The organism is Bradyrhizobium genomosp. III (genome assembly GCF_000261705.1).
Taxonomy (GTDB): Bacteria; Pseudomonadota; Alphaproteobacteria; order Rhizobiales; family Xanthobacteraceae; genus Bradyrhizobium; species Bradyrhizobium ottawaense.
This window is the reverse complement of record NZ_AJQF01000409.1, coordinates 1-20,317: the sequence shown is the minus strand read 5'-3', so window position 1 is coordinate 20,317 and position 20,317 is coordinate 1. Positions and strand designations below refer to the sequence as shown.

General features: G+C 65.0%; 25 protein-coding genes. 14 read left to right on the top strand and 11 right to left on the bottom strand.

Going from position 1 to position 20,317, the window contains the following annotated elements; genetic code table 11:
- Positions 1-157 precede the first annotated feature (157 nt).
- A complete protein-coding gene (locus IC66_RS0133165) occupies positions 158-397 on the bottom strand; it encodes a hypothetical protein (protein WP_038950521.1) in 240 nt (79 codons plus the stop codon).
- A 92-nt stretch (positions 398-489) separates the two neighbouring features.
- Complete coding sequence (yidD, locus tag IC66_RS0133160; protein ID WP_028141106.1) at positions 490-828, bottom strand: membrane protein insertion efficiency factor YidD; 339 nt, start codon at positions 826-828, stop codon at positions 490-492.
- Between the two features lie 247 nt (positions 829-1,075).
- Here yidD and IC66_RS0133155 point away from each other — a divergent pair, with 247 nt between their 5' ends.
- Complete coding sequence (locus tag IC66_RS0133155) at positions 1,076-1,975, top strand: hypothetical protein (protein WP_028141105.1); 900 nt, start codon at positions 1,076-1,078, stop codon at positions 1,973-1,975.
- Positions 1,976-2,041: 66 nt separating this feature from the next.
- On the opposite strand, the gene IC66_RS0133150 is transcribed toward IC66_RS0133155, so the two are convergent.
- Positions 2,042-2,497 (bottom strand): iron-sulfur cluster assembly scaffold protein, encoded by a 456-nt coding sequence (locus IC66_RS0133150; RefSeq protein ID WP_028141104.1) that lies wholly within the window; start codon positions 2,495-2,497, stop codon positions 2,042-2,044.
- Between the two features lie 236 nt (positions 2,498-2,733).
- On the opposite strand from IC66_RS0133150, the gene folE reads away from it, so the two are divergent.
- The 4 genes from folE (at position 2,734) to IC66_RS0133130 (ending at position 6,569) form a co-directional block, all read left to right on the top strand.
- A complete protein-coding gene (gene folE, locus IC66_RS0133145; RefSeq protein ID WP_028141103.1) occupies positions 2,734-3,426 on the top strand; it encodes a GTP cyclohydrolase I FolE in 693 nt (230 codons plus the stop codon).
- Between the two features lie 27 nt (positions 3,427-3,453).
- Positions 3,454-3,876, top strand: coding sequence for a phosphoribosyl-AMP cyclohydrolase (hisI, locus tag IC66_RS0133140; protein ID WP_028141102.1), 423 nt, complete (start codon positions 3,454-3,456; stop codon positions 3,874-3,876).
- A gap of 170 nt (positions 3,877-4,046) precedes the next feature.
- Positions 4,047-5,108 carry a transglycosylase gene (locus IC66_RS0133135; protein WP_028141101.1) on the top strand — a complete coding sequence of 354 codons (1,062 nt, stop codon included), beginning with the start codon at positions 4,047-4,049 and terminating at the stop codon, positions 5,106-5,108.
- A gap of 285 nt (positions 5,109-5,393) precedes the next feature.
- Positions 5,394-6,569 carry a DUF2336 domain-containing protein gene (locus IC66_RS0133130; protein WP_028141100.1) on the top strand — a complete coding sequence of 392 codons (1,176 nt, stop codon included), beginning with the start codon at positions 5,394-5,396 and terminating at the stop codon, positions 6,567-6,569.
- Positions 6,570-6,722: 153 nt separating this feature from the next.
- Here the strand turns inward: IC66_RS0133130 and IC66_RS0133125 are convergent, their stop codons facing one another.
- From IC66_RS0133125 to IC66_RS0133115, 3 genes are all read right to left on the bottom strand, one after another.
- Positions 6,723-7,301 (bottom strand): Hpt domain-containing protein, encoded by a 579-nt coding sequence (locus tag IC66_RS0133125; RefSeq protein ID WP_028141099.1) that lies wholly within the window; start codon positions 7,299-7,301, stop codon positions 6,723-6,725.
- A gap of 28 nt (positions 7,302-7,329) precedes the next feature.
- The gene (locus tag IC66_RS0133120; RefSeq protein ID WP_008549760.1) at positions 7,330-7,875 is read right to left on the bottom strand and encodes a response regulator; all 546 of its coding nucleotides are present in this window, start codon (positions 7,873-7,875) and stop codon (positions 7,330-7,332) included.
- A gap of 99 nt (positions 7,876-7,974) precedes the next feature.
- A complete protein-coding gene (locus tag IC66_RS0133115; RefSeq protein WP_028141098.1) occupies positions 7,975-8,754 on the bottom strand; it encodes an NAD kinase in 780 nt (259 codons plus the stop codon).
- 248 nt (positions 8,755-9,002) lie between these two features.
- On the opposite strand from IC66_RS0133115, the gene IC66_RS0133110 reads away from it, so the two are divergent.
- Positions 9,003-10,571, top strand: coding sequence for a S10 family peptidase (locus IC66_RS0133110; protein WP_038950520.1), 1,569 nt, complete (start codon positions 9,003-9,005; stop codon positions 10,569-10,571).
- A 51-nt stretch (positions 10,572-10,622) separates the two neighbouring features.
- Here the strand turns inward: IC66_RS0133110 and IC66_RS0133105 are convergent, their stop codons facing one another.
- Together IC66_RS0133105 and IC66_RS0133100 are read right to left on the bottom strand one after the other, a co-directional pair.
- On the bottom strand, positions 10,623-12,005 hold the full coding sequence (locus IC66_RS0133105; RefSeq protein ID WP_028141096.1) for a serine hydrolase domain-containing protein: 1,383 nt from the start codon (positions 12,003-12,005) through the stop codon (positions 10,623-10,625).
- Positions 12,006-12,111: 106 nt separating this feature from the next.
- Positions 12,112-12,654, bottom strand: coding sequence for a tetratricopeptide repeat protein (locus IC66_RS0133100; RefSeq protein WP_028141095.1), 543 nt, complete (start codon positions 12,652-12,654; stop codon positions 12,112-12,114).
- Between the two features lie 248 nt (positions 12,655-12,902).
- Between IC66_RS0133100 and IC66_RS47265 the strand changes: the two genes are divergently transcribed.
- The 4 genes from IC66_RS47265 (at position 12,903) to IC66_RS0133080 (ending at position 15,455) form a co-directional block, all read left to right on the top strand.
- The gene (locus IC66_RS47265) at positions 12,903-13,319 is read left to right on the top strand and encodes a His-rich protein BRANT (protein WP_038950519.1); all 417 of its coding nucleotides are present in this window, start codon (positions 12,903-12,905) and stop codon (positions 13,317-13,319) included.
- A 211-nt stretch (positions 13,320-13,530) separates the two neighbouring features.
- The gene (locus IC66_RS0133090; RefSeq protein WP_018322171.1) at positions 13,531-13,965 is read left to right on the top strand and encodes a hypothetical protein; all 435 of its coding nucleotides are present in this window, start codon (positions 13,531-13,533) and stop codon (positions 13,963-13,965) included.
- A gap of 287 nt (positions 13,966-14,252) precedes the next feature.
- The gene (locus IC66_RS0133085) at positions 14,253-14,960 is read left to right on the top strand and encodes an outer membrane protein (RefSeq protein WP_028141092.1); all 708 of its coding nucleotides are present in this window, start codon (positions 14,253-14,255) and stop codon (positions 14,958-14,960) included.
- A gap of 252 nt (positions 14,961-15,212) precedes the next feature.
- Positions 15,213-15,455, top strand: a complete 243-nt coding sequence (locus IC66_RS0133080; RefSeq protein WP_028141091.1) for a DUF6719 family protein — start codon at positions 15,213-15,215, stop codon at positions 15,453-15,455.
- A 27-nt stretch (positions 15,456-15,482) separates the two neighbouring features.
- On the opposite strand, the gene IC66_RS0133075 is transcribed toward IC66_RS0133080, so the two are convergent.
- Together IC66_RS0133075 and IC66_RS0133065 are read right to left on the bottom strand one after the other, a co-directional pair.
- Positions 15,483-15,737: a hypothetical protein gene (locus IC66_RS0133075; protein ID WP_028141090.1), complete on the bottom strand. Its 255-nt coding sequence runs from the start codon at positions 15,735-15,737 to the stop codon at positions 15,483-15,485.
- Between the two features lie 406 nt (positions 15,738-16,143).
- The gene (locus IC66_RS0133065; RefSeq protein ID WP_028141089.1) at positions 16,144-16,518 is read right to left on the bottom strand and encodes a hypothetical protein; all 375 of its coding nucleotides are present in this window, start codon (positions 16,516-16,518) and stop codon (positions 16,144-16,146) included.
- Between IC66_RS0133065 and IC66_RS46590 the strand changes: the two genes are divergently transcribed.
- The gene (locus IC66_RS46590; protein ID WP_131233057.1) at positions 16,517-16,783 is read left to right on the top strand and encodes a hypothetical protein; all 267 of its coding nucleotides are present in this window, start codon (positions 16,517-16,519) and stop codon (positions 16,781-16,783) included. The genes IC66_RS0133065 and IC66_RS46590 overlap by 2 nt on opposite strands.
- A gap of 3 nt (positions 16,784-16,786) precedes the next feature.
- Here IC66_RS46590 and IC66_RS0133055 read toward each other — a convergent pair whose 3' ends face one another.
- Positions 16,787-16,987 carry a hypothetical protein gene (locus tag IC66_RS0133055; RefSeq protein WP_038950518.1) on the bottom strand — a complete coding sequence of 67 codons (201 nt, stop codon included), beginning with the start codon at positions 16,985-16,987 and terminating at the stop codon, positions 16,787-16,789.
- Between the two features lie 237 nt (positions 16,988-17,224).
- On the opposite strand from IC66_RS0133055, the gene IC66_RS0133050 reads away from it, so the two are divergent.
- From IC66_RS0133050 to IC66_RS0133035, 3 genes are all read left to right on the top strand, one after another.
- Positions 17,225-18,922, top strand: coding sequence for a methyl-accepting chemotaxis protein (locus IC66_RS0133050; RefSeq protein ID WP_038950517.1), 1,698 nt, complete (start codon positions 17,225-17,227; stop codon positions 18,920-18,922).
- A gap of 200 nt (positions 18,923-19,122) precedes the next feature.
- The gene (locus IC66_RS0133040) at positions 19,123-19,836 is read left to right on the top strand and encodes a class I SAM-dependent methyltransferase (RefSeq protein ID WP_038950515.1); all 714 of its coding nucleotides are present in this window, start codon (positions 19,123-19,125) and stop codon (positions 19,834-19,836) included.
- Between the two features lie 99 nt (positions 19,837-19,935).
- Positions 19,936-20,317: c-type cytochrome (locus IC66_RS0133035; RefSeq protein ID WP_038950514.1), on the top strand; the 382-nt coding region annotated here is incomplete at its 3' end.

Here is a 20,317-nt window from a genome sequence, read left to right as displayed (position 1 = left end):
GGCTGCGGCCGCCCGAGCCGATCCCGCCGCCGCCCGGGCGCTTCTACTGGTTCCGCTAAGCATGATTCGGAAAAGTGCGAAGCGGTTTTCCGAAATGATCATGCGCAAACAACCGGCTAAAGCGACAACGATTCATCCAATTCTCATTGCGCTTTAGCTACCAGTGCACGCTCTGGCTTGGCACGATGAACGCCGTCGTGCTCGGCGCGGTGGCTAAGCTCGTCGCCAGATACCAGCCAGAGCCAAGCACGAGCGCGAGCAAGGCGACGATCGCGAGCAGATCCAGGGTTCTGGGGTCGTGGTGCCGCCTGGAGCCGGGGGTGGGCCCAGGCCTGAAGTGAGAAAGCCTGAAGTGAGAAAGCCTGAAGTGAAGATGAGGGCTGATTTTCCAGCGCATTGTTGTTTCCTCCCGGGGGAGCATCGAAACAACGCGGGAAGAAAGCTTGCGGTTCCCCTCAGGCCACCGATGCGCAAAGCATCACAGCAATCTCAGGATGCATTGACGCCGCGCCAGCGGCCGTAGCGCCATGGCAGATACCAGTGCGCGCCTGGCGGTGCCGTGAGCGGTACATTGTCGATGCCCGACGTGCCGAACGGATTGCAGCGCAGCAGGCGCGCAAGCGTCATCCAGCCGCCGGCCCAGAGCCCGAACCGTTCGATCGCCTCGTCGCCATAGACGGAGCAAGTCGGCAGATGCCGGCAATTGTAACCGACCAAGGGCGACAGCGTGTGCCGGTAGAGCCAAATCAACGCACGGCCGAATCTGCGCGGGAGCCGAAACGCCCCTTCGACGGAACTGGAACAATGCCCGCAGGCTGAATGCTTCATGTGCGATGTGCTGCGAGGTTAGGCGAGGTGTTGCACGGTTCCGGCGCAGGGAACTGTAAGCTGTTGTTTGCGCGCCATATTTTGCGTGCTTTTTGGGAGCAGTGCAGCAAGTACCTGTGGACGATCTGTATTCCCACGGATACCATTTTTGTGACGTCCATGTGTAGAAACATACGCCTGTATGATGGACTCAGAGGGCGCTACCAAGGATTGTTAGGGACCTTAGGGGCTTGGGGAAGGAACCAGATTGAGACTTCTGAACTCCCTTAATCTTCGCGGCTGGTTGCTGGTGGGAACCGCCGTCTGTGGAGTCGTGCTGGCTGGCGCCGTCGCGACACTCGGGTCATCGGCCCGCGCGGGTGTTGCTCTCGAAGAGCGCAAGCTGCCGATGAAGTTCAACTGGATTGCCTGCGAGCCGAACTGCCGCGGCTGGGTCAGCGCGGTCGGCATCATCACCGCTGACACACCGAAGGATTTCGAGGAGTTTTCCCGCGGACGGCAGCTCGGCGGCGCCACCGTGGTGCTCGATTCCAGCGGCGGTTCCGTCAACGACGCGATCACCCTCGGCCGACGCTTCCGCAATCTCGGACTCCTGACCACGGTCGGCGTAAGTCTCCGCGGCGGGCAGTCCGCACGCCCGGCGGTTGCGCCAGAGGCCTATTGCGAATCCATGTGTGTGTTCCTGCTGCTGGCCGGCAAGAAGCGCTACGTGCCCGAAGCTGCCCATGTCCGCGTCCACCAGATCTGGATGGGCGACCGCGCCGACGATGCCAAGGCAGCGAGCTACAGCGCGCAGGACCTGATGATCGTGGAACGCGACATCGGCCGGCTTGCCAAATACACCTTCGACATGGGCGGAGCCGGTGACCTGCTGTCGCTCGCGCTCAGCGTGCCGCCCTGGGAAGACCTGCATGAGCTGGACGCCGGCGAGCTGAAGCTCACCAATCTCGTGACGACCGACCTCGTCGCCGACGTGCTGCCGCATGTGGACATCTCTGCGCCGGCAATGGCGGAGCTTGCGCCGAAGACTCAGGCAAGGTTCGGCGCGGAACCGGAGCAGTCGCAGCCTGCCAAGTCGACCAAGACGGCCGAAGCCTTGGTGCCGACCGGTGGCGTGGCCGCGCCGGCTCCGGCGACGCAGAAGTAAGCTCTGAAATCTTGATAGTGATTCCGGGTTCGTCGCTTTGCGACGCCCCGTGTCGTTCCGGGGAGTTCAGCCCTGCGCCGCAGCCGGCTGCTTGGCCTTGGCTTCGATCTGGCCAATGGCGTCGACCACCGCATCGAAGGTCAGGAGCGTCGAGGCGTGCCGCGCCTTGTAGTCGCGGACCGGCTCGAGGAACTTGATCTCCTCCCATTTGCCTTCAGGAGGCGCACCGTTCTCCTTCAGCATCTTGCGAACAGTTTCGCGTAACTCACGGAGTTCGCTCGCAGTCGAGCCGACGATGCGACTTGCCATGATGGATGAGGAGGCTTGTCCGAGCGCGCAGGCCTTCACGTCATGGGCGAAGTCGGTGACCCTGTCGCCCTCCATCTTGAGATCGATCTTCACGGTCGAGCCGCACAGTTTGGAGTGGGCGGTGGCGGAGGCATCGGGGTCCGGCAGCCGTCCGAGGCGCGGAATATTCCCGGCCAACTCGATGATCCGCTTGTTGTAGATGTCGTTCAGCATGTGATGGAGTCCAGCACTTCCGCATCGGATCGGCCTTGGCGGGCGCCGTCCACGGTCCTATATAGGGTCGGAACTGGCGGAAAAACAGTCCAGCGGCGGTGGCGATAGGCCATGCGGCCGACGGGAGAGATGAGAACCATTTCGCCGGGTTCAACTTGTTCTCTTCAGGCGTCCGGCGGCATGCCGCCCCGTCTGCCGGTGACACTCCGGCCGCAAGGCCGTCGAACGGAGTAGACATGGACGCGACCATCAAATCCATCCGCCCCAACATGCCCTCCGACCGGCAGCCCGAGAGCCGACCGGCCGAGCTTGATCCCGCCGAATTCCTCGCGGCCGCCGTCCGCGCCGATCAGCCGCGCCCGGCGCGCGCCGAGGCCGAACAGGCGGTGAAGACGCTGCTCGCCTATATCGGCGAGAATACCGAGCGCGAGGGCCTGCTCGACACGCCGCGCCGCGTGGTCGAGGCTTTCGACGAGCTCTATCAGGGCTATCACCAATGCCCGGCCGAGGTGCTCGACCGCACCTTTGGCGAGACCGCGGGCTATGACGATTTCGTCCTGGTGCGCGACATCGAGTTCACCTCGCAATGCGAGCATCACATGATGCCGTTCTACGGCAGGGCGCACATCGCCTATACGCCGGTGGAACGCGTCGTCGGCCTGTCCAAGCTCGCCCGCCTCACCGACATCTTCGCCCGCAGGCTCCAGACCCAGGAGCATCTGACGGCGCAGATCGCGGCTGCGATCGACGAGGTCCTCAAGCCGCGCGGCGTCGCGGTGCTGATCGAGGCCGAGCATACCTGCATGTCGGTGCGCGGCGTCGCCAAGCATGGCGCCTCCACCTTCACCAGCCGCTTCACCGGCATGTTCCGCGACAACCCTGCGGAGCAGGCCCGTTTCCTGTCCCTGGTGCGAGGCCTGCAGCGCTGACCTCGCAAGTTAACGGCGAGGGTCGCTATGTCCGCTCACTCCCATGAGATCGAGGAAGGGTTGTCCTTCCTCCCGCGCTTCGACGCGAGCGGCCTCGTGACTTGCGTCGCGACCGACGTCGCCACCGGTGATGTGCTCATGGTCGCGCACATGAACGAGGAGGCGCTGCGCAAGACGATCGCGACCGGCGAGGCCTGGTACTTCAGCCGCTCACGCAATGCCTTGTGGCGAAAAGGTGAGACCTCCGGTCAGACCCAGCGCGTGATCGAGATGCGGACCGATTGCGACCAGGACGCGGTCTGGATCCGTGTCGAGCAGATCGGCGCGGCCTGCCACACCGGGCGGCGATCCTGCTTCTATCGCAAGGTCGAGGCCGAAGGCGGCGGGGCGAAGCTGGTCTTCGCCGATGCGGAGCGGCTGTTCGACCCGAACGCGGTCTACAAGAAGTAGCTCGCTGTCATTCCGGGGCGCACCGCAGGTGCGAGCCCGGAATCCCTTCAGCTACGCGCAATGCCTTATGGATTCCGGGCTCGCGCTACGCGCGCCCCGGCACGACAGCGAGGGCCAATTTAACCCCGCATTAACCATACCTGTCCCACGGTGAGACGACAGGCGCCGAATTGCCGGCGCTGCTCAACGCCGCGCGGGGCGGGCACTTCATCATGTCGGTCGACAATTCCAGTGCCACGCAGACGGCGGTTCTCGATCCGTCGCGGGCGCGCGTCGCCGGTGCGATCAAGCAGGCCTCGAATGTCTCCGGCGTCAGCTTCCAGTACATGCTGACCACCGCCAAGATGGAATCGGATTTCGATCCGACGGCGGGTGCAACGACGTCATCCGCGCACGGGCTCTACCAGTTCATCGACCAGACCTGGCTCGGCACGGTGAAGGAGGCGGGCCCCCAGCTCGGCTATGGCAATTATGCCAACGCGATCTCCAGGACCACGTCGGGCGGCTACGCCGTCGACGATCCCGCGATGAAGCGGTCGATCATGAAGCTGCGCGACGATCCCGAGGCCGCCTCCAGCATGGCGGCGGCGCTGACGCAGTCGAACAGTTTCAAGTTGACGGGCCTGCTCGGGCGCAGGCCGAGCGACAGCGAACTCTACATGGCGCATTTCATGGGCGTCGGCGGGGCCGCGAAACTGATTGCCAATGCCGAGGACAATCCGCAAGCGGTCGGCGCGCGGCTGTTTCCCAATGCGGCATCCGCCAACCGTTCGATTTTTTATGCCAGGGACGGCCGCGCCCGCAGCGTCTCCGAAGTCTATTCGGTGCTGGACTCGCGCTATGCCAGCGCGGCCAATTCGAAAACGACCCGCAGCGCGATGGCGATGTATGGCGGCACGCCGTCGACCACGGAGGTTGCGAGCGCGAGCGGCGTGCAGCCGACCGCACCTGTCATCGACAACGCCGCCTATCTCCAGACCTTCCCGAACACACGCGCGGTGACGCCCGTCAGTGCGACATCGCCGACGACGGTCGCGGACAATGCCCCGACCACGCCGGTGTTTCGTTCGATCTATCAGCCCGGCGATGCCACGCAGCCGGTTTCGACCACGGTGCAGAAGCTGTGGGGCAACAACGCCTCGCTCACGTCAGTCGCATCCGCGACGCCGGATGTGCGGCCGCCGCAGCCGCTCGATCTGTTCAGCGATCGCAGCGGCACGTTCTCGAGCTAATCGAGGTCTCGTGTCCCGGACGCGCCGCAGCGTGAAACGCTGCTGCGCAGAGCCGGGACCCATGCCGCAGCAAATCATCCTGTCGGACATGGACTCCGGCTCAGCTCGCATCACTTCGTGCTGCGCTGCGTCCGGGGCACGCAAGCCGAGCGCCTTTGTTCCCTTAACAAAACGTCAATAAAACCAGCCAGTTATGGTGAACGCTTTGTTAAGCGTCGTGGTTTATTTTGTGTTGCAGGTGACGAGCCGTCACCAATTTCGTTTGTTGTGTAAGCCGGAAGCAGCATGATTGTTCGGCAGTTCATCAATTGGATCAGGACGGCGCCCGCCGGCGAGCGGGCCGAGGCCACACGGGCGTTGGCCCGGGCCTGGCTGATCTCAGACCTTTCGACAGACGACCGCATCGCCGCCGAAGGCGCGCTTCTGATGCAGCTCGACGATCCCTCGCCGCTGGTGCGGCAGGCGATGGCCGAGGCCTTTGCGCGCAGCACGGATGCGCCGGCCTCGATCGTGCGGGCGCTGTCGGCGGACCAGCCGACCGTCGCGCTGCCCGTGCTCGAACATTCCCCGCTGCTGATCGACGCCGATCTCGTCGACCTCGTCGCGACCGGCAATCACGAGGTGCAATGCGCGGTCGCACGCCGCATCGCGCTGCCGGTCTCGGTCTGCGCCGCCATCGCCGAAGTCGGCTGCGCGGCGGCCGCGCTGGAGCTGATCGAAAATCCCAACGCCGAGCTTGCGCCGTTCTCCTGGGATCGCATCGTCGAGCGCCACGGCCATCTCGCCGCGATCCGCGAGGCGATGCTGGTGCTGGACGATCTGCCGTCCGCAACCCGCGCCGCGCTGGTCGCGAAACTCTCCGAGACGCTGGCGCAGTTCGTCGTGGCGCGGAACTGGCTCAGCGCCGACCGCGCCGAACGCATCGCGCTCGAGGCGCGCGACCGCTCCACCATGAATATCGCATCGCGCTCGCGCGGCGAGGATATGCAGGGCCTGGTGCGACACCTGCGCATCACCGGCCAGCTCACGGCGGGTCTCATCTTGCGCGCGCTGTTGTCGAGCAATCTCGACCTCTTCGACGCGGCGCTGGCCGAGCTTGCCGACCTGCCGCTGGCGCGCGTCACCGCGCTGCTGCACGACCGCGGCGGCAACAGCCTGCACGCGCTGCTGCGCCGCGCCGGGCTACCCGAGGCGACGTTCGCGGCGTTCCAGGTCGCGCTCGATGCCTGCCACGAGCAGGGCTTCGTCGACAGCGACGACGGCGCGGTGCGGTTGCGCCGGCGCATGGTCGAGCGCGTGCTCACCCATTGCGAGACCGACCGCGGCGTCACCGAGCCGCTGATGGTCCTGCTGCGCCGCTTCGCCACCGAATCCGCGCGGGAGGAGGCAAGGCTGTTCTGCGACGAGCTGGTCGCGGACGATGCGATCGATCCTGTGTATGGCGATCTGATCGCGGCGTAGCGAGCTGCCGTAGGGTGGGTTAGCCCTGCGGCTGCGCGAAGCGCAGCTCGCAGGCGTAACCCACCTCTTTGCTTTCCACGCAAACAGAGAAGTGGTGGGTTACGCTACGCTAACCCACCCTACGATTCTGATCGTGGTGATAGAGCCGAACCCTTACTCCGTCGGCGCGATGCTCGGCGCCAGGATCACTTCGAGATGCTCGGGGCGGTCGCGGTTGACGTGGGCGAGATAGTCGTCGGCGACCTTGCGCAGGCGGCGGCTGAGCTCGGCGGAGACGCTGATGCTGTCGAGCCTGGTGTTCTCGTGCACGATGGCGAGGATGGCGTTGATGTGGTGCGTGAACAGTTCGGCCGGCACCTTTTCCAGATCAGGCGCGTGCTCGATGACGCGGCACAGGCTCTCGGCGATTCCGGCCGCGGCCGGATAGCCGAAGGTCGCGGCGTCGCCCTTGATGTCGTGCGCGGCGCGGAACAGCTCGTCGCGCCGCTCCTTGGTGAAGCCGTCATTGCGGATGGCGACATAGGCGGCCGACAGACGATTGACCTCGGTCGTCATCCAATCCTTGAACTCGCCGGACAGGCCCGCCAGCGCCTGCTCGGCGCGGCCGATCGGATCGTCCATGTCCTTGTCTTCGACCCGGCGCAGAACTTTCCGCAGCGGGTTGGGCTGCGTGATGAGTTGATGCGTGGCGAAGGCCGTGACCTCGATGTCCTTTGCGCTGTTCTTCGCCATGATGCCTGCCTCGTCTGAAGACGTTGCGCTAGATGGATGAGCGGGCCTTGTCGAGCAGCGAGGGCTGCTGGAGCACCTCGTGCTTTTCGCCGACGCGGCGCTCGGGGCCCATATAGGCGGAATTGGTGTTGCGGCGCCGGTCCGGACCGAAATAGGTCTTGGTCTTGATGAAGGGGCGGGGATTGGCGACCACGTTGAGGATGCGCTGATAGAGCCCCTTGGCCGAGATCGGCTTGGCCAGGAATTCGGTGACGCCGGCATCGCGCGCCACGGTGACGCGGCGCTTCTCGGAATGGCCGGTCAGCATGATGATCGGCGCGTAGGGGTTGCCCTTGGATTCCGGCTGCCGGATCATCTGCGCGAGCTCGAGCCCGTCGAAGATCGGCATGGCCCAGTCGGTGATGACGATGTCGGGCACGTAATGGCTGTACATTTCCAGCGCGGTGGCGCCGTCCTCGGCTTCATAGACCTCGCGCGCGCCGAACGAATGCAGCAGCGTGCGCAGGATGCGGCGCATGTGCGGATTGTCGTCACAGACGAGGAAGCGCAGCTTGTTGAAGTCGATACGGAACATGACGCCCGGGCCAAAGCGGTCAACCTTCGTTAACCATATCGTGGCGAGGGTTAACGAAGGGTTGCGACCGGGCTCCCGCAGCGCGCGGGGGGCGGGGGCTCAGTAGCCGAACTGCTCGCGCAAAATGCGTTCTTCCAGACTGTGGCCGGGGTCGAACAGCATGCGCATCGAGATGCTCTTGTCGGACAGGACCTCGACGCGCCGGACCCTGCGGACCTCCTCATGGTCGGCGACGGCCGCGACAGGACGCTTGTCGTCCTCCAGCACCTCGATCACGACATAGGCGGTGTTGGGCAGCAGCGCCCCGCGCCAGCGGCGCGGGCGGAAGGCGCTGATCGGGGTCAGTGCCAGAAGGGCGGCGTTGATCGGCAGGATCGGTCCCTGCGCCGACAGATTGTAGGCCGTCGAGCCGGCCGGCGTCGCCACGATGATGCCGTCGGCGATCAGCTCGGGCATGCGCTCGCGCTCGTCGATCAGGATCCGCAGGCGCGCCGCCTGCGAGGTCTGCCGGAACAGGTAGACCTCGTTGATGGCGTGGTGCAGGTGGACGCGGTCGTTGGCGTCGGTTGCGCGCATCAGGAGCGGATTGATCTCGGATTCATGCGCCGTCTCGAGCCGCGCCCGCAGATCGTGCGTCGCGTATTCGTTCATCAGGAAGCCGACGGTGCCGCGATGCATGCCGTAGATCGGCTTTCCCGTGCGCATGTTTTGGTGCAGCGTCTGCAGCATCAGCCCGTCGCCCCCCAGCGCAACCACGACGTCGGCCTCCCTGGGGTCGCAATTGCCATAGTCCCTGGTGAGCTGGCTGAAGGCGGCCTGCGCCTCGCTGCTCGGGCTGGCGACGAAGGCGATGCGGTCGTATCGCTGGGGCTTGGTCATGGCTTGTCGGGCAGGCCGCTTGCTGGAGGAAGTTCCGCCGGGCTCGTCTATACGACCTGGGGCTCCATTGTCGAGGATGACCGCCTCTCAAGGCAAACGGGCGATTGTCGATCCAGAGAACAAAACGGGTTGATTTGAGCCAGCCCGCGCGCCTTACTTGCCCATCGGACCGGTGATCCCGCAAAGCGTCGCAATTCCGCGCTAGTTCGAAGCGCGCCGGCTGTGACAACCGGGCAGGGAGAACGATCATGTTCACGATCTTGCCGACTCTGCGACGAACCGGGCTCGTGCTGGCCGTGTCCGCGGCCGCGCTCGCGAGTGTCGCGCGCGCGGATGATCCGCCGCAGCCGCGCTCCGAGGCGGCATCGCCGTCGGCACAGAAGGGTGGGCGCGCCGCCAATCCGCAAAGCGCGACGCAGGCCTCGCCGTCCGCGGCCGAGCCGCATCGTCTCCCCCCGGATTCCACCACGAAGCAGACGCTGGATCTGCCCGGCCGCACCCTCAATTTCGCCGCGACCGCCGGCTCCATCCGGGTGTTCGACGGCAAGGGCGAGCCGCTGGCCGACATCGCCTATACGTCCTACCAGCTCGACGGCGCCGACCGTGCCACGCGCCCGGTCACGTTCCTGTTCAATGGCGGGCCCGGCGCGTCCTCGGCGTGGCTCCAGTTCGGCGCGGCCGGTCCATGGCGGCTGCCGCTCGACGGCGAAGGGCTGTCGCCGTCAGCCTCGCCCGAGGTGAAGCCGAACGCGGAGACCTGGCTCGATTTCACCGATCTCGTCTTCATCGATCCCGTCAGCACGGGCTACAGCCGCTTCATTGCGAGCGGCGAGGACGCACGAAAATCGTTCTACTCCGTCGACGGCGACGTCAACGCGATCGCGCTGGTGATCCGCCGCTGGCTCGAGAAGCACGACCGGCTGACCTCGCCGAAATACGTCGCGGGCGAGAGCTATGGCGGCATTCGCGGGCCGAAGGTGGTGAGCCAGTTGCAGCTCCAGCACGGCGTCGGCGTCAAGGGCCTGATCCTGGTGTCGCCGCTCTTGGATTTCCGCGAGTTCACCGGCACCAGCCTCCTGCAATATGTCGCGACCTTGCCGAGCTATGTGGCGGTGGCGCGCGAGGCCAAAGGGCCGGTCAAGCGCGCCGATCTCGCAGACGTCGAGGCCTACGCGCGCGGCGAATTCCTGGCCGACCTCGTCAAGGGCGAGGCGGACAAGGAGGCCACCAATCGTCTTGCCGACAAGGTCGCCGCGCTCACCGGCATCGACCAGGCGGGGAGCCGCCGGCTCGCCGGCCGTTTCGACGTCGGTGAATTCCGCCGCGAATTCGACCGCAAGAACGGCAAGGTGACGGGACGTTACGATGCCTCGGTGCGCGGCTTCGATCCCTATCCGGATTCGAGCAGCTCGCGGTTCGGCGACCCCTCGGGCGACGCGCTCCAGGCGCCGCTGACGAGCGCCGCGGTCGACGTGCTCACGCGCAAGCTCAACTGGCGGCCCGACGGCTCCTATGAAGTCCTGAACGGCACCGTGGAAGGTCACTGGGATTTCGGCCGTGGCATCAACCCGCCGCAATCGGTGTCCGAGCTGCGCCAGATCCTCGCCACTGATGCCAAGCTTAACGTGCTGGTCGCGCACGGCCTGTTCGACCTTGCCACGCCCTATTTCGGAACGAAGCGGGTGCTCGATCAGATGCCGGCCTTCGCAAGGCAGCGCGTGAAGTTCGTCGTCTACCCCGGCGGCCACATGTTCTATTCGCAAGGAGGCTCGCGGCAGGCGTTTCGCAGCGAGGTCGAGGCGCTGATCAGGGAGTAGAGCATGATCCGGAAAAGTGTATAGCGGTTTTCCGATAGGATCATGCTCCGATTAAAGAGGCCGCCGTTTGCGCGGCTTATATCGACGGGCGATCTCCTTCGCCACGACGCGCGCAGGCTTGACGTTGGCGCCGGCGATCCAGACCTCGCTGATCCTGCCGCGCTTGTCGCGGATACGGCGCACCGGCTCGCCATGGCTGGAATAGCCCGCAGCCCAGGCGAGCTTGCCGGTGTCGCGGCCGGTGACCTCGATCTCGGCGGCATCCATGAACGGATTGTTGAACTGCGGATTGGCGACGAGCACGCGATTGCCCATCGGCACGAGGTCGCTCGCACCCCAGATCGTCCACCAGCGGCCGGTCCAGTCGCGCAGGCGTCGGTCGGCCCTGCCGCGCGTCTTGAACACGCGCAAGATCTGCATCGCGCCGTCCATCCAGAACGGCGCCCCGCCGTCGATGGAGTTGCTGAGGATGCTGATCGTGAGCTCGCAAGCGGGAATGGCGCAGGTGCGGGAGATGTAGCCCTGAAAGCCGCCGCCATGGCCGAACCAGTCCCAGCCGTCGGTCTTGCCGGCATTGACGCCGAGCCCGTAATAGCCCTCGAAGCCCTGCGGGATACGCCAATGGTGTCGCGTCATCTCGCGGCGGCTTGCGACCGAGAGCACGCTCTTCTTCGCATTGGGCGCAAGCTGCGCGAAGAAGCGTGCGGTGTCGCCGGCCGTCGCAACGAAGCCTGCAGCGGACGCCATCGCGTGCGCGGGATTGTCGCCGGGGATCACGCATCGTTCGCCGAACGGCAGCTTTCGCGTATGGCCGCGCGCGAACGATGCGCCTTTGGGAAGGGGCGCGTCCGGCTCGCTCTCGCGCAGGCCCGCGGGCTCGATGATCTCGCGCTTGATCCAGGCGGAGTAGGGCTGCTTGGTCACCGCTTCGATGACGAGACCGAGCAGGCCAAAGCCGTGATTGGAATATTTGAAGCGGGTGCCGGGCTCGATCGCGGTCGGCAGCTTCAATTCCGCGCGCAACTCTTTCGCGTCGAGATAGGAACGGCGGTCGATGAACTGGCCGGAATCGGCGCCGTCGCGCGTCAGTCCGGCGCTGTGCGATAGCACCTGCGCGATCGTGGTCTCGGCGACGCGCGGATTGAGGCCACCGACATATTGGCCGACCGGATCGTCGAGCCGGAGCTTGCGCTGTTCGCGCAGCTTCATGATGCCGGCCGAGGTGAAGCTCTTGGAGTGGGAGGCGATGCGGAAGCGGTGGCGCGGGGTGAGCTTCTCGCCGGTGTCGAGATTGGCGAGGCCAAACGCATGCTCGGCGACGATCTCGCCGCGATGGGCGAATGCGACGATGACGCCTGGCTGCTGGATGGTCGTCAGTTGGAATTCGATCCAGGAGCCGATGTAGTCGATCGCGGATCGCAGCCACGGGTCCATTGCACACCAATTTGCTGGGAAAATCGATGCGAGAGGCTAGCCGAGAAAGCCGAACGGGCACAACCGAAAGGTTGTGCCCGTCCGCGAGGTTGAAGATGCGATTGTCTCAGTAGACGAGCGTCGCGCCGGTCGGCTTGTCGAGCGCCGTGGCAAGCGAGCGATACTCAGAGCTGTCGGTGCCGGCGAGCGAGGCGATCTTGTTCAGATGATACTGCGCCTGTTCGCGGTTGCCCTGCTCGAGCTGCCAGAGGCCGTAATACTGCCAGGTGCGGACGTGGTTCGGATCGTCCTTCAGCGCCAGCTCGTAATAGACCTTCGACGACTGGTAGTCGCCGAGCTTGCGATAGGAGTAGCCGATCAGATTGGCGACGTCGGCGACGTCGTCGCGCTTGAGCGACTTCAGCTGATCGATCGCGCCGGTGTAGTCGTGGTTGTCGTAGATCGCCGTATAGGCGGTGCGATAGGCGGCGAGAAATTTGGGATCGCTGACGGAAGAGCTCTTCTTCTTGCCCTTCTTGGACGAGGAGTCCGACTTCGGCGGCGGCGAGGGCTCGTCACTGCCGGCGGCATAGGCGCTGGACAGCACCGGCGCGGCCGCCAGCGACATGGCGACCAATCCCGGCACGACAAGCATTGAGAGTTTGCGCATCTAAATTCTCCCGTATGGACGTGGCGATCCTACACGATTGCCCGAAGACCGGAACACCCGTCTGGCGAAAACATTCCCGCTTCGCACGATCTATTCGCCCGGGCGCAGATGACAAACTTGTCATCGAGATGAACGGAAGCCTGCAGGGGGCTTCAGACAGGGTTCAGCGCGCCGCCCCTAGGCTCCCACCCACGATCGAAGGGGAGGCGAGAGGGCGCCGCCTCAAGATCCTTCAAGAGGAGACCACCATGTTGAAGACCATTTCCGCAGCCTTGCTCGCCGCTTCCGTGATCGCAGCCCCGGCCTTCGCTGCCGAGGCCGGCAAGACCACCACGGCCCCGGTGATCAAGGCGGACCAGAGCCAGACCAAGGCCTCGACCACCGCCGCAAAACCGGACACCGGCATCAAGGCCGATGCCAAGACCGATGCGAAGACCGATGCCAAGACCGACGCGAAGGCCGGCGACGTGAAGCCCGCCGACGTCAAGGCGGACGCCAAGGTGGATACCAAGTCGAAGGCGCTTAATGCCAACGCAGCGGTCACGCCCGACGAGCACAAGACCGTGCGGACGCATCGCCATCACCACAAGCATCTGTCGGCGAAGAAGTCGCTGAAGGCGCAGCCGGACCTCACCAAGCCGGCAACCACCGAGAAGCGCAGCTAACGACTGATCCTGCGCGGCGGCATCCCAAGCATTGCCCCGCCGCCGCGTCAGGACTTCAGACCCGGCCCGTCGTCTCGGCGCCTTGCGCGAAAGCGCGAGACGCCGGCGGCGGGACGGTGCGTGCGTCGCAAAGCCCCGGGGACGCGAATTCCCTTTGCACGACCTTGCGGCTAGAACGTCCCCTTAGTCTGTTCGAGCGGGAGCGGGATCTGTGGGGCGATTGGCGAAACGTGCGGCGAGCTTGGCATCGGTCCTGCTATTGCCGTTGGCGCTCGCGGCATGTTTCGGCAGCGACGGTGACCGTCCGACCATCATCGGGGGGACCCAGGCCGGAGGGCCGCAGCCGTTTCCCGACAATTTCCGCGGCGACATCCCGGCGCTGATGCGCACCTATCTGAACAACCCGGTCGGCGTGCGCGAGGCCAGCATGGCCGAGCCGGTCCAGCGCGAGGTCGGCGGCCGGCAGTTCTATGTGAGCTGTCTGCATTTCACCCCGCGCGAGACCGATGGCAGCTACAAGGCCATGCGGGAACGCGCTGTGATCTTCGTCAACGGACGGGCGGACCGCGTCGTCGACCGCACGAGCGAGCTCTGCGCCGGCGCGGTTTACGTACCCTTTCCGGAACTGGAAAAGATGACGCGGTAGCGCAAAGCCCGCCTTCATCGCCGGGTGTTAGAACGATGACTGCCGGAGCCGCCGGATCACATTTCGGCGAGCTTTGAACGGGGTGGTTCGACCTCGCGACAAATTGTTACGGCAGGCCCTGCGCAGACGACAAAAATAGTCGGTGCAGGACGACGTGACGGAACAAAATCGCGTTGTTGCCCCACCGTCACAGTCACGAGCGATCAACGTTCCGGCATCGCCGCGAAGCAACCCAATTCACGCCACGTTGTTTCCTGAGTGTCGCAAATGAAAGAACGGGGATGATCATGAAATCGATTTTGCTGGGTGCAGCTGCTCTGCTTGCGCTGGCCGCGCCGGCCGCCGCCGCGGACATGCAGCCGCGCACCTACGCCAAGGCCCCGGCCTACACGCCGCCGCAGCTGATTTATAACTGGACCGGTTTCTACATCGGCGGCCATGTCGGCGGCGCGTTCGCCGGCGACAGCAGCTTCCAGTCCAGCGACGCCCGCTTCCTCGGCGGCGTGCAGGGCGGCTTCGACTACCAGTTCGCGCCCAATTGGGTGGTGGGTATCGAGGCCCAGTATTCCTGGCTGCCGACCAACAACAACGGCGTCACGTTCCCGCTGGGCACGCAGGTGACCTCCAACACCGACCAGCTCGGGTCGGTGACCGGCCGCATCGGCTACACCTGGGGTCCGGCGCTGCTCTATGCCAAGGGCGGTTACGCCTGGCGCAATGGCGGCCTGGGCGTCAATGTCGCAGGCGTGCCGCAGGGCTTCACCACCACCGGCAACAGCAAGGACGGCTACACCGTCGGCGCCGGCCTCGAATACATGTTCGCGCCCAGTTGGTCGGCCAAGGCCGAGTACCAGTATTACAATTTCGGCAGCACCACCTTCACCTCCGGTCCGGCAGACATCGTCGGCGTTCGCGGCCGGGAGGACGAGCATACCGTCAAGGTCGGTGTGAACTACCGCTTCGGCTGGGGCGGTCCGGCAGCCTCGCGCTACTGACCCTCTACCGCGACCACGCTCTGACAAGGGCCGGCTTCCCGCCGGCCTTTCGTTTGTCAGCCTCTTGCCTGTCGGCCCCATGTTTGCTTTGCGTGAACCATCTGGCGCGTCATTTGCAGGAAAACATTCCGGCGGGCGCTTTCTCACGCGCGTCATGGGACTTGGGTAAAGCAAAAATAATTTTTGCCGCTTACGGAACTCGCGCTCCGGAAAGCGTTATATGAGAATTACCGGGCTGGTGGGACGACGGACATGCGTATCTTGGTGTCGGCGGTGGTGCTCTCGTGCTTTGTCGGCCTGCCGTGCTCTGCACAGACAATCCTCAAATCCGAGCCTCTGATGCTGGCACCTTACGAGGTGGCTTTCGTCAAGGACGCGTCCTGCCCGTCGGGCAAGGTGCTCAAGGTCACCGGCGCGATCCGCGGGCTACATCGCCGCAAGGCCTGCGTGGCGCTGGCCGGTGAGCAGGCCTCGCTGGCAACCGCAACGCCCTGACCGCTTTGCGGCTTCCGCCGCCGGACCTCACGAATTCAGCTCGAGCTCCATCGTCGACTGGCGGTCGGCCTCGGCCTTGTTTTGGGCGGGGTCCTCACCCTGGGCGACCCGGCAGGGCTTAATCTCGTAGTCGTTGTCGAGCACCCGGCGTGGCCCGGGACGCTCCTCGTCGGCGCTGATGTCCACGACCAGACCGCTCCGATAAGCGAGCTTCCAGACGTCGGATTCGCTCGGATAGGCCTTGCTGATCTGGGCGTCGTTGCAGAACAAGGCGTAGGGCATTCTTCCCGCTCCCGGAAAGCGCATTAACGACCTCACGGGCCGCGGGTTCCGGGGGGCTGGCGATCACGGGCCCGTGATCCAGGCTAAAGCATGATCCGGAAAGCGAGCAGCGGTTTTCCGAAAAGATCATGATTAAACAACAACTTAAAGCGCGATGACGATTCATCCTCATCGCATCGCGCTTTAGCCGGGCCTTGAGTCCTTAACGACTCCTGAATCGCGAAAAAAAGAATCCTTGGGACTCGTTTGGCGGAATCAGCGGATGTTTTCCGCCATGACGAGCGACCTGAAGACCTCCTGCGGGCACATGCTCCTGCCGCTGACGCTGGCGTTATTCGGCGCCTGCGCGGCCAATCTTTGGCTGGTGTGGTCCTGGCTGTAGGCCCCTCCGATGGGGGGTGGCGCGTTATTTTCTGACCGGTGGGGCCGGGGCGTCGTGGATGGCGGCGCGCAATCTGGTCAGGGTTTCGGCACAATATTCCTCGCGCTCGCGCTCGAACCGCTCCTGATGCTTGCGGAAATTGGCGATGCGGGCCTGCATCTCGGTGCGGAAATCACCGATCGCCCGCGGTGGCGGCGGAGGAGTGGGTGGGGGCGGTACCGGAGCTTGCGTCAGCTCGATCTCGACTGCAGCGACCTCCACGGCAACGATCTCGACCGCGGCTGTCGTGGCAACCGGGGTCCCTTCCGGCTGAAGGACATTATCCTTCATGCCGGTCACCGATTGGACGAAGGCCAGTGTCTGCGCGATCAGCGCGTCACGTTCCACGATCCATTTCATGATCCACCTCAGCCGGTCCCATTCCAGCAAAGCGGCTGCGGCGAATCAAGGCGGTAAACAAAGGATTGCATATTTTTCCCGGTCGCCCGAAAATAGGCAGATGGATTCCGGAAAAGAACGGTCGGACGAAGTGGAGGGCCTGAGGCTCATCCGCGCGTTCTTGTCGCTGCCGCCCGACAAGCGGGCGGAGGTGATCGCGTTCGTCGAGGAATTGGCGCGTGCGCATGGCCGGCCAGAGGAGGGCACGCAGGCGTCGCCGAGGTGAGCGCTATCGCTGGCGCGGATTGACGTTGGGCTCGAACGGTGCGCCAACCACCCGGACCGGTGTCTGAACCGGTGTCCGGGTGTCGTCGATCACGGCTGTTTCGGCGACCCGCTTTTCGGGGGCCGACCCAAGCATCGGCTCGAACAACATCAATGTCCCGGCCACGGCGACACAGCACAGCGTCACGGTCGCCAGCAGAAACATATTTCGGTTTTCTTCCCTGATCCGCATGGGCCGACAACGGCCGACGCCGAGGCTCGGTTCCCGTCTGGAATGTCGGGATCGCCCGCGCAACCGGTCGAAGCTTACGCGAAGCTTACGGCGAGGGCTCAAAAGGGTTATTTTTCCGTAAGATGACGCCCTCAATTTGCATTAAATCTTAACGCCCGCCGGTTCCAATGCACGCCGGGATAGGCGCAGAAAATCATTGGGACGGTTGCGATGAGCTTTTTGAACAATCTGAAGATCGTCTGGAAGGTCGCGCTGATCGTGACCGTGATGGGCTGTGCGATGATCGCCGTCGCGGCCTTTGGCGTGCGCGAACTTTCCGCGACCGTCGACGGTTTCAGCGAGCTCTCCGCCGCGCAATCTTCCGCTCTCAACCTCACCCGCGCCCAGCGCCGCGCCGAGACCTACCACGCGGCGCTCTATGCGATCTTCACCGAGGCAACCGAAGCAGGCAACGCCAAACGCCTCAAGACCGCGACCCAGAACCGCGACGAAATTCGTCAATTCCTCGATGCGGCCGAGCAGGACGACCCATCGCGTGCCGGCGAGCTGAAGGGCATCGGCGACCAGCTGAAAGCTGCGTTCACCAGCTGCGATCCGGTGCTCCAGGCCGGCTCACAGGCCAGCAGCACGGAAGAGAACGCCAGGGCAGCCGAACGCGCGCACAAGGAGTGCGATCCCGTGCTCGATGCGGCCCTGGCACGCATCGCCAAGTTCACGACCGAGACGACCCAGGCCGTCGCCAAGCGCAAGGACACCATCAGCCGCGACGCTCACGCCGCGACCTGGACCGTGATCGGCGTCAGCGCCGGCGGCCTGATCCTGGGCATTGCGATCGCGCTGTTCATCGGCCTCAAGGCGATGTCGCAGCCGATCGCCCGGCTCAAGCTCGCCATGGAGGGGCTTGCCCGCAACGATCTCATGACCGAGGTGCCCGAGAAGGACCGGCGCGACGAGATCGGCGACATGGCCAACACGGTCGAAGTGTTCAAGACCAATGCATTGGAAGTCGAGCGCCTCAAGGCCGCGCAGCTCGAAGTCGAGAAGCAGGCTGCCGATCAGCGCCGTCGCGACATGGTCAACCTCGCCGACGGCTTTGAACGCGCAGTCGGCGAGATCATCGAGACGGTCGGGTCTGCCTCTACCGAGCTCGAAGCGTCGTCCTCGACGCTGGCGACCACCGCGCAGCGCGCGCAGGAGCTGACCTCGGTCGTCGCCGTCGCGTCCGGCGAAGCCACCGGCAACGTGCAGTCGGTCGCGACCGCCACGGAGGAGCTGTCCTCCTCGGTCAACGAGATCAGCCGGCAGGTGCAGGAATCCGCGCGGATGGCGGGCGAAGCCGTCACCCAGGCCCGCACCACGACGGAGCGGGTCAGCGAGCTCTCGGTTGCCGCGACGCGGATCGGCGACGTCGTGGAGCTGATCAACACGATTGCCGGCCAGACCAACCTTTTGGCGCTGAACGCCACGATCGAAGCGGCGCGTGCCGGCGAGGCCGGCCGCGGTTTCGCGGTCGTCGCGTCCGAAGTGAAGACGCTGGCCGAGCAGACTGCGAAAGCGACCGGCGAGATCAGTCTGCAGATCTCCGGCATCCAGACCGCGACCCAGGAATCCGTCAACGCGATCCGCGATATCTCCGTGACCATCGAGCGGCTGTCGGAGGTGTCTTCGACCATTGCCGCGGCCGTCGAGGAGCAGGGCGCCGCCACCCAGGAGATCTCGCGCAACGTCCAGCAGGCCGCTCACGGCACCCAGCAGGTCTCCTCGAACATCACCGACGTGCAGCGCGGAGCGGCCGAGACCGGCTCGGCCTCCTCGCAGGTGCTCTCGACCGCCAAGATGCTGGCGACCGACAGCAACCGGCTGAAGGACGAGGTCGGGAAATTCCTGCGGACGGTGCGCACGGCGTAAGTCCGCCGGCATCCGCCCGTCGCGCGCCTTAAATTAGAGCGCCAGCAGGAAACCAAGCGCGAGAGCAAGCAGCACGGCCGTCATGACGACGGCCGTCACCGCGCCAGCGGCGATCCTGGCCTTCTCTGTCGGGGTGGTCGAGCGCATGGGGCGCGAGTATAGCGTGTTTGCACCGGAATCTCGACTTTGAGTCCGATCCCATGATCTCCAATCGTCCTCCCGTGCTGGCCCACGAACGCTTCGTCGCCGACCGCGACAATTTCGTTGGGCTCGATCTCGCCGCGCGGTTCGAGCGGATCGAGCGGACGAACCTTTGGGGTGCCACGAACTCGGTGTCGGGCCTCGGCTCGGAGGACACGGCCACCGCCGCGATCCGGGAGGCGCTTCCTTCGCTGCTGCAACGGCTCGGCGCGCGCTCGCTGCTCGATGCGCCCTGCGGCGATGCCGGCTGGATCGGCCGCGTCAAGCTCGACCTCGACTATATCGGCATCGACATCGTCCCGTCGCTGATCGAGACCAACAACGCGCGTGCGGCGCGCGGCGAATTGTCCGGCCGATTCCTGGTGGCCGATATCACGCGCGATGCACTGCCGCGTGCCGATCTGATCCTGTGCCGGGACTGCCTCGTGCATCTGAGTTTTCAGAACATCGCCCGCGTGATCGCCCGCTTTCGCGAGAGCGGCGCGCAATTCCTGCTCGTCACGACGTTTCCGGAGTGGGAGGACAATTGCGATTGCGAGGATGGCGACTGGCGCGCGCTCAACATGACGAAGGCGCCGTTCGACTGGCCGGTGCCGCGCGAATTGATCGACGAGCGCTGTGAGGAGGGCGATGGCGGCTGGCGCGACAAGAGCCTCGGGCTCTGGCGGCTGGATGAGTTGCCGGATCGCGTCCGCACGGCCACGGATGTGTGACAGCTGCGAGCAGAACGTCCATTGCGTCCGCGCTCGCCCCGGCGATAGACTTTGGGTTGTGTAGCGATCTCGTATCGCGGTGACCTGCCGGAGCCTACCATGAGAGCATGTGCTGTCCTGGCCGCGTTGTTGATCTGGTGCAGCGCGCCGGCGCTGGCACAGCAGGAGGGTGCAGCGCTCTATGCCACGCATTGCGCGCAATGCCACGACGGCGATGTGCAGACCCGCGTGCCGGGCCGCGGCGCCATGCAGGCGATGTCGTTTGATCATGTGCTGGCGGCGTTGACCTCCGGCAGCATGGCGGCGATGGCAAAGGATCGCAGCGACGCGGAACGCCGCGCGATCGCGTCTTTCGTCACCGGCAAGATCGCGGCCGGCGGCGTTGCGGCCGACGCGGAAGGCCGTTGTACGCAGCAGGCCAGCGGTTTTCCGCAAGCCCTTGACGGTCCGCGCTGGAACGGATGGGGCGTCGACACTAACA

Coding starts and splice junctions, on each gene's coding strand:
- hisI (WP_028141102.1), top strand. CDS start 3,454: ATGTCCGCTCACTCCCATGAGATCGAGGAAGGGTTGTCCTTCCTCCCG.
- IC66_RS0133165 (WP_038950521.1), bottom strand. CDS start 397: ATGCGCTGGAAAATCAGCCCTCATCTTCACTTCAGGCTTTCTCACTTC.
- IC66_RS0133065 (WP_028141089.1), bottom strand. CDS start 16,518: ATGAAATGGATCGTGGAACGTGACGCGCTGATCGCGCAGACACTGGCC.
- IC66_RS0133040 (WP_038950515.1), top strand. CDS start 19,123: ATGATCTCCAATCGTCCTCCCGTGCTGGCCCACGAACGCTTCGTCGCC.
- yidD (WP_028141106.1), bottom strand. CDS start 828: ATGAAGCATTCAGCCTGCGGGCATTGTTCCAGTTCCGTCGAAGGGGCG.
- IC66_RS0133100 (WP_028141095.1), bottom strand. CDS start 12,654: ATGCGCAAACTCTCAATGCTTGTCGTGCCGGGATTGGTCGCCATGTCG.
- IC66_RS0133150 (WP_028141104.1), bottom strand. CDS start 2,497: ATGCTGAACGACATCTACAACAAGCGGATCATCGAGTTGGCCGGGAAT.
- IC66_RS0133105 (WP_028141096.1), bottom strand. CDS start 12,005: ATGGACCCGTGGCTGCGATCCGCGATCGACTACATCGGCTCCTGGATC.
- IC66_RS0133130 (WP_028141100.1), top strand. CDS start 5,394: ATGATTGTTCGGCAGTTCATCAATTGGATCAGGACGGCGCCCGCCGGC.
- IC66_RS0133055 (WP_038950518.1), bottom strand. CDS start 16,987: ATGTTTCTGCTGGCGACCGTGACGCTGTGCTGTGTCGCCGTGGCCGGG.
- IC66_RS0133085 (WP_028141092.1), top strand. CDS start 14,253: ATGAAATCGATTTTGCTGGGTGCAGCTGCTCTGCTTGCGCTGGCCGCG.
- IC66_RS0133125 (WP_028141099.1), bottom strand. CDS start 7,301: ATGGCGAAGAACAGCGCAAAGGACATCGAGGTCACGGCCTTCGCCACG.
- IC66_RS0133080 (WP_028141091.1), top strand. CDS start 15,213: ATGCGTATCTTGGTGTCGGCGGTGGTGCTCTCGTGCTTTGTCGGCCTG.
- IC66_RS0133110 (WP_038950520.1), top strand. CDS start 9,003: ATGTTCACGATCTTGCCGACTCTGCGACGAACCGGGCTCGTGCTGGCC.
- IC66_RS0133120 (WP_008549760.1), bottom strand. CDS start 7,875: ATGTTCCGTATCGACTTCAACAAGCTGCGCTTCCTCGTCTGTGACGAC.
- IC66_RS0133050 (WP_038950517.1), top strand. CDS start 17,225: ATGAGCTTTTTGAACAATCTGAAGATCGTCTGGAAGGTCGCGCTGATC.
- IC66_RS46590 (WP_131233057.1), top strand. CDS start 16,517: ATGATCCACCTCAGCCGGTCCCATTCCAGCAAAGCGGCTGCGGCGAAT.
- IC66_RS0133115 (WP_028141098.1), bottom strand. CDS start 8,754: ATGACCAAGCCCCAGCGATACGACCGCATCGCCTTCGTCGCCAGCCCG.
- IC66_RS47265 (WP_038950519.1), top strand. CDS start 12,903: ATGTTGAAGACCATTTCCGCAGCCTTGCTCGCCGCTTCCGTGATCGCA.
- folE (WP_028141103.1), top strand. CDS start 2,734: ATGGACGCGACCATCAAATCCATCCGCCCCAACATGCCCTCCGACCGG.
- IC66_RS0133075 (WP_028141090.1), bottom strand. CDS start 15,737: ATGCCCTACGCCTTGTTCTGCAACGACGCCCAGATCAGCAAGGCCTAT.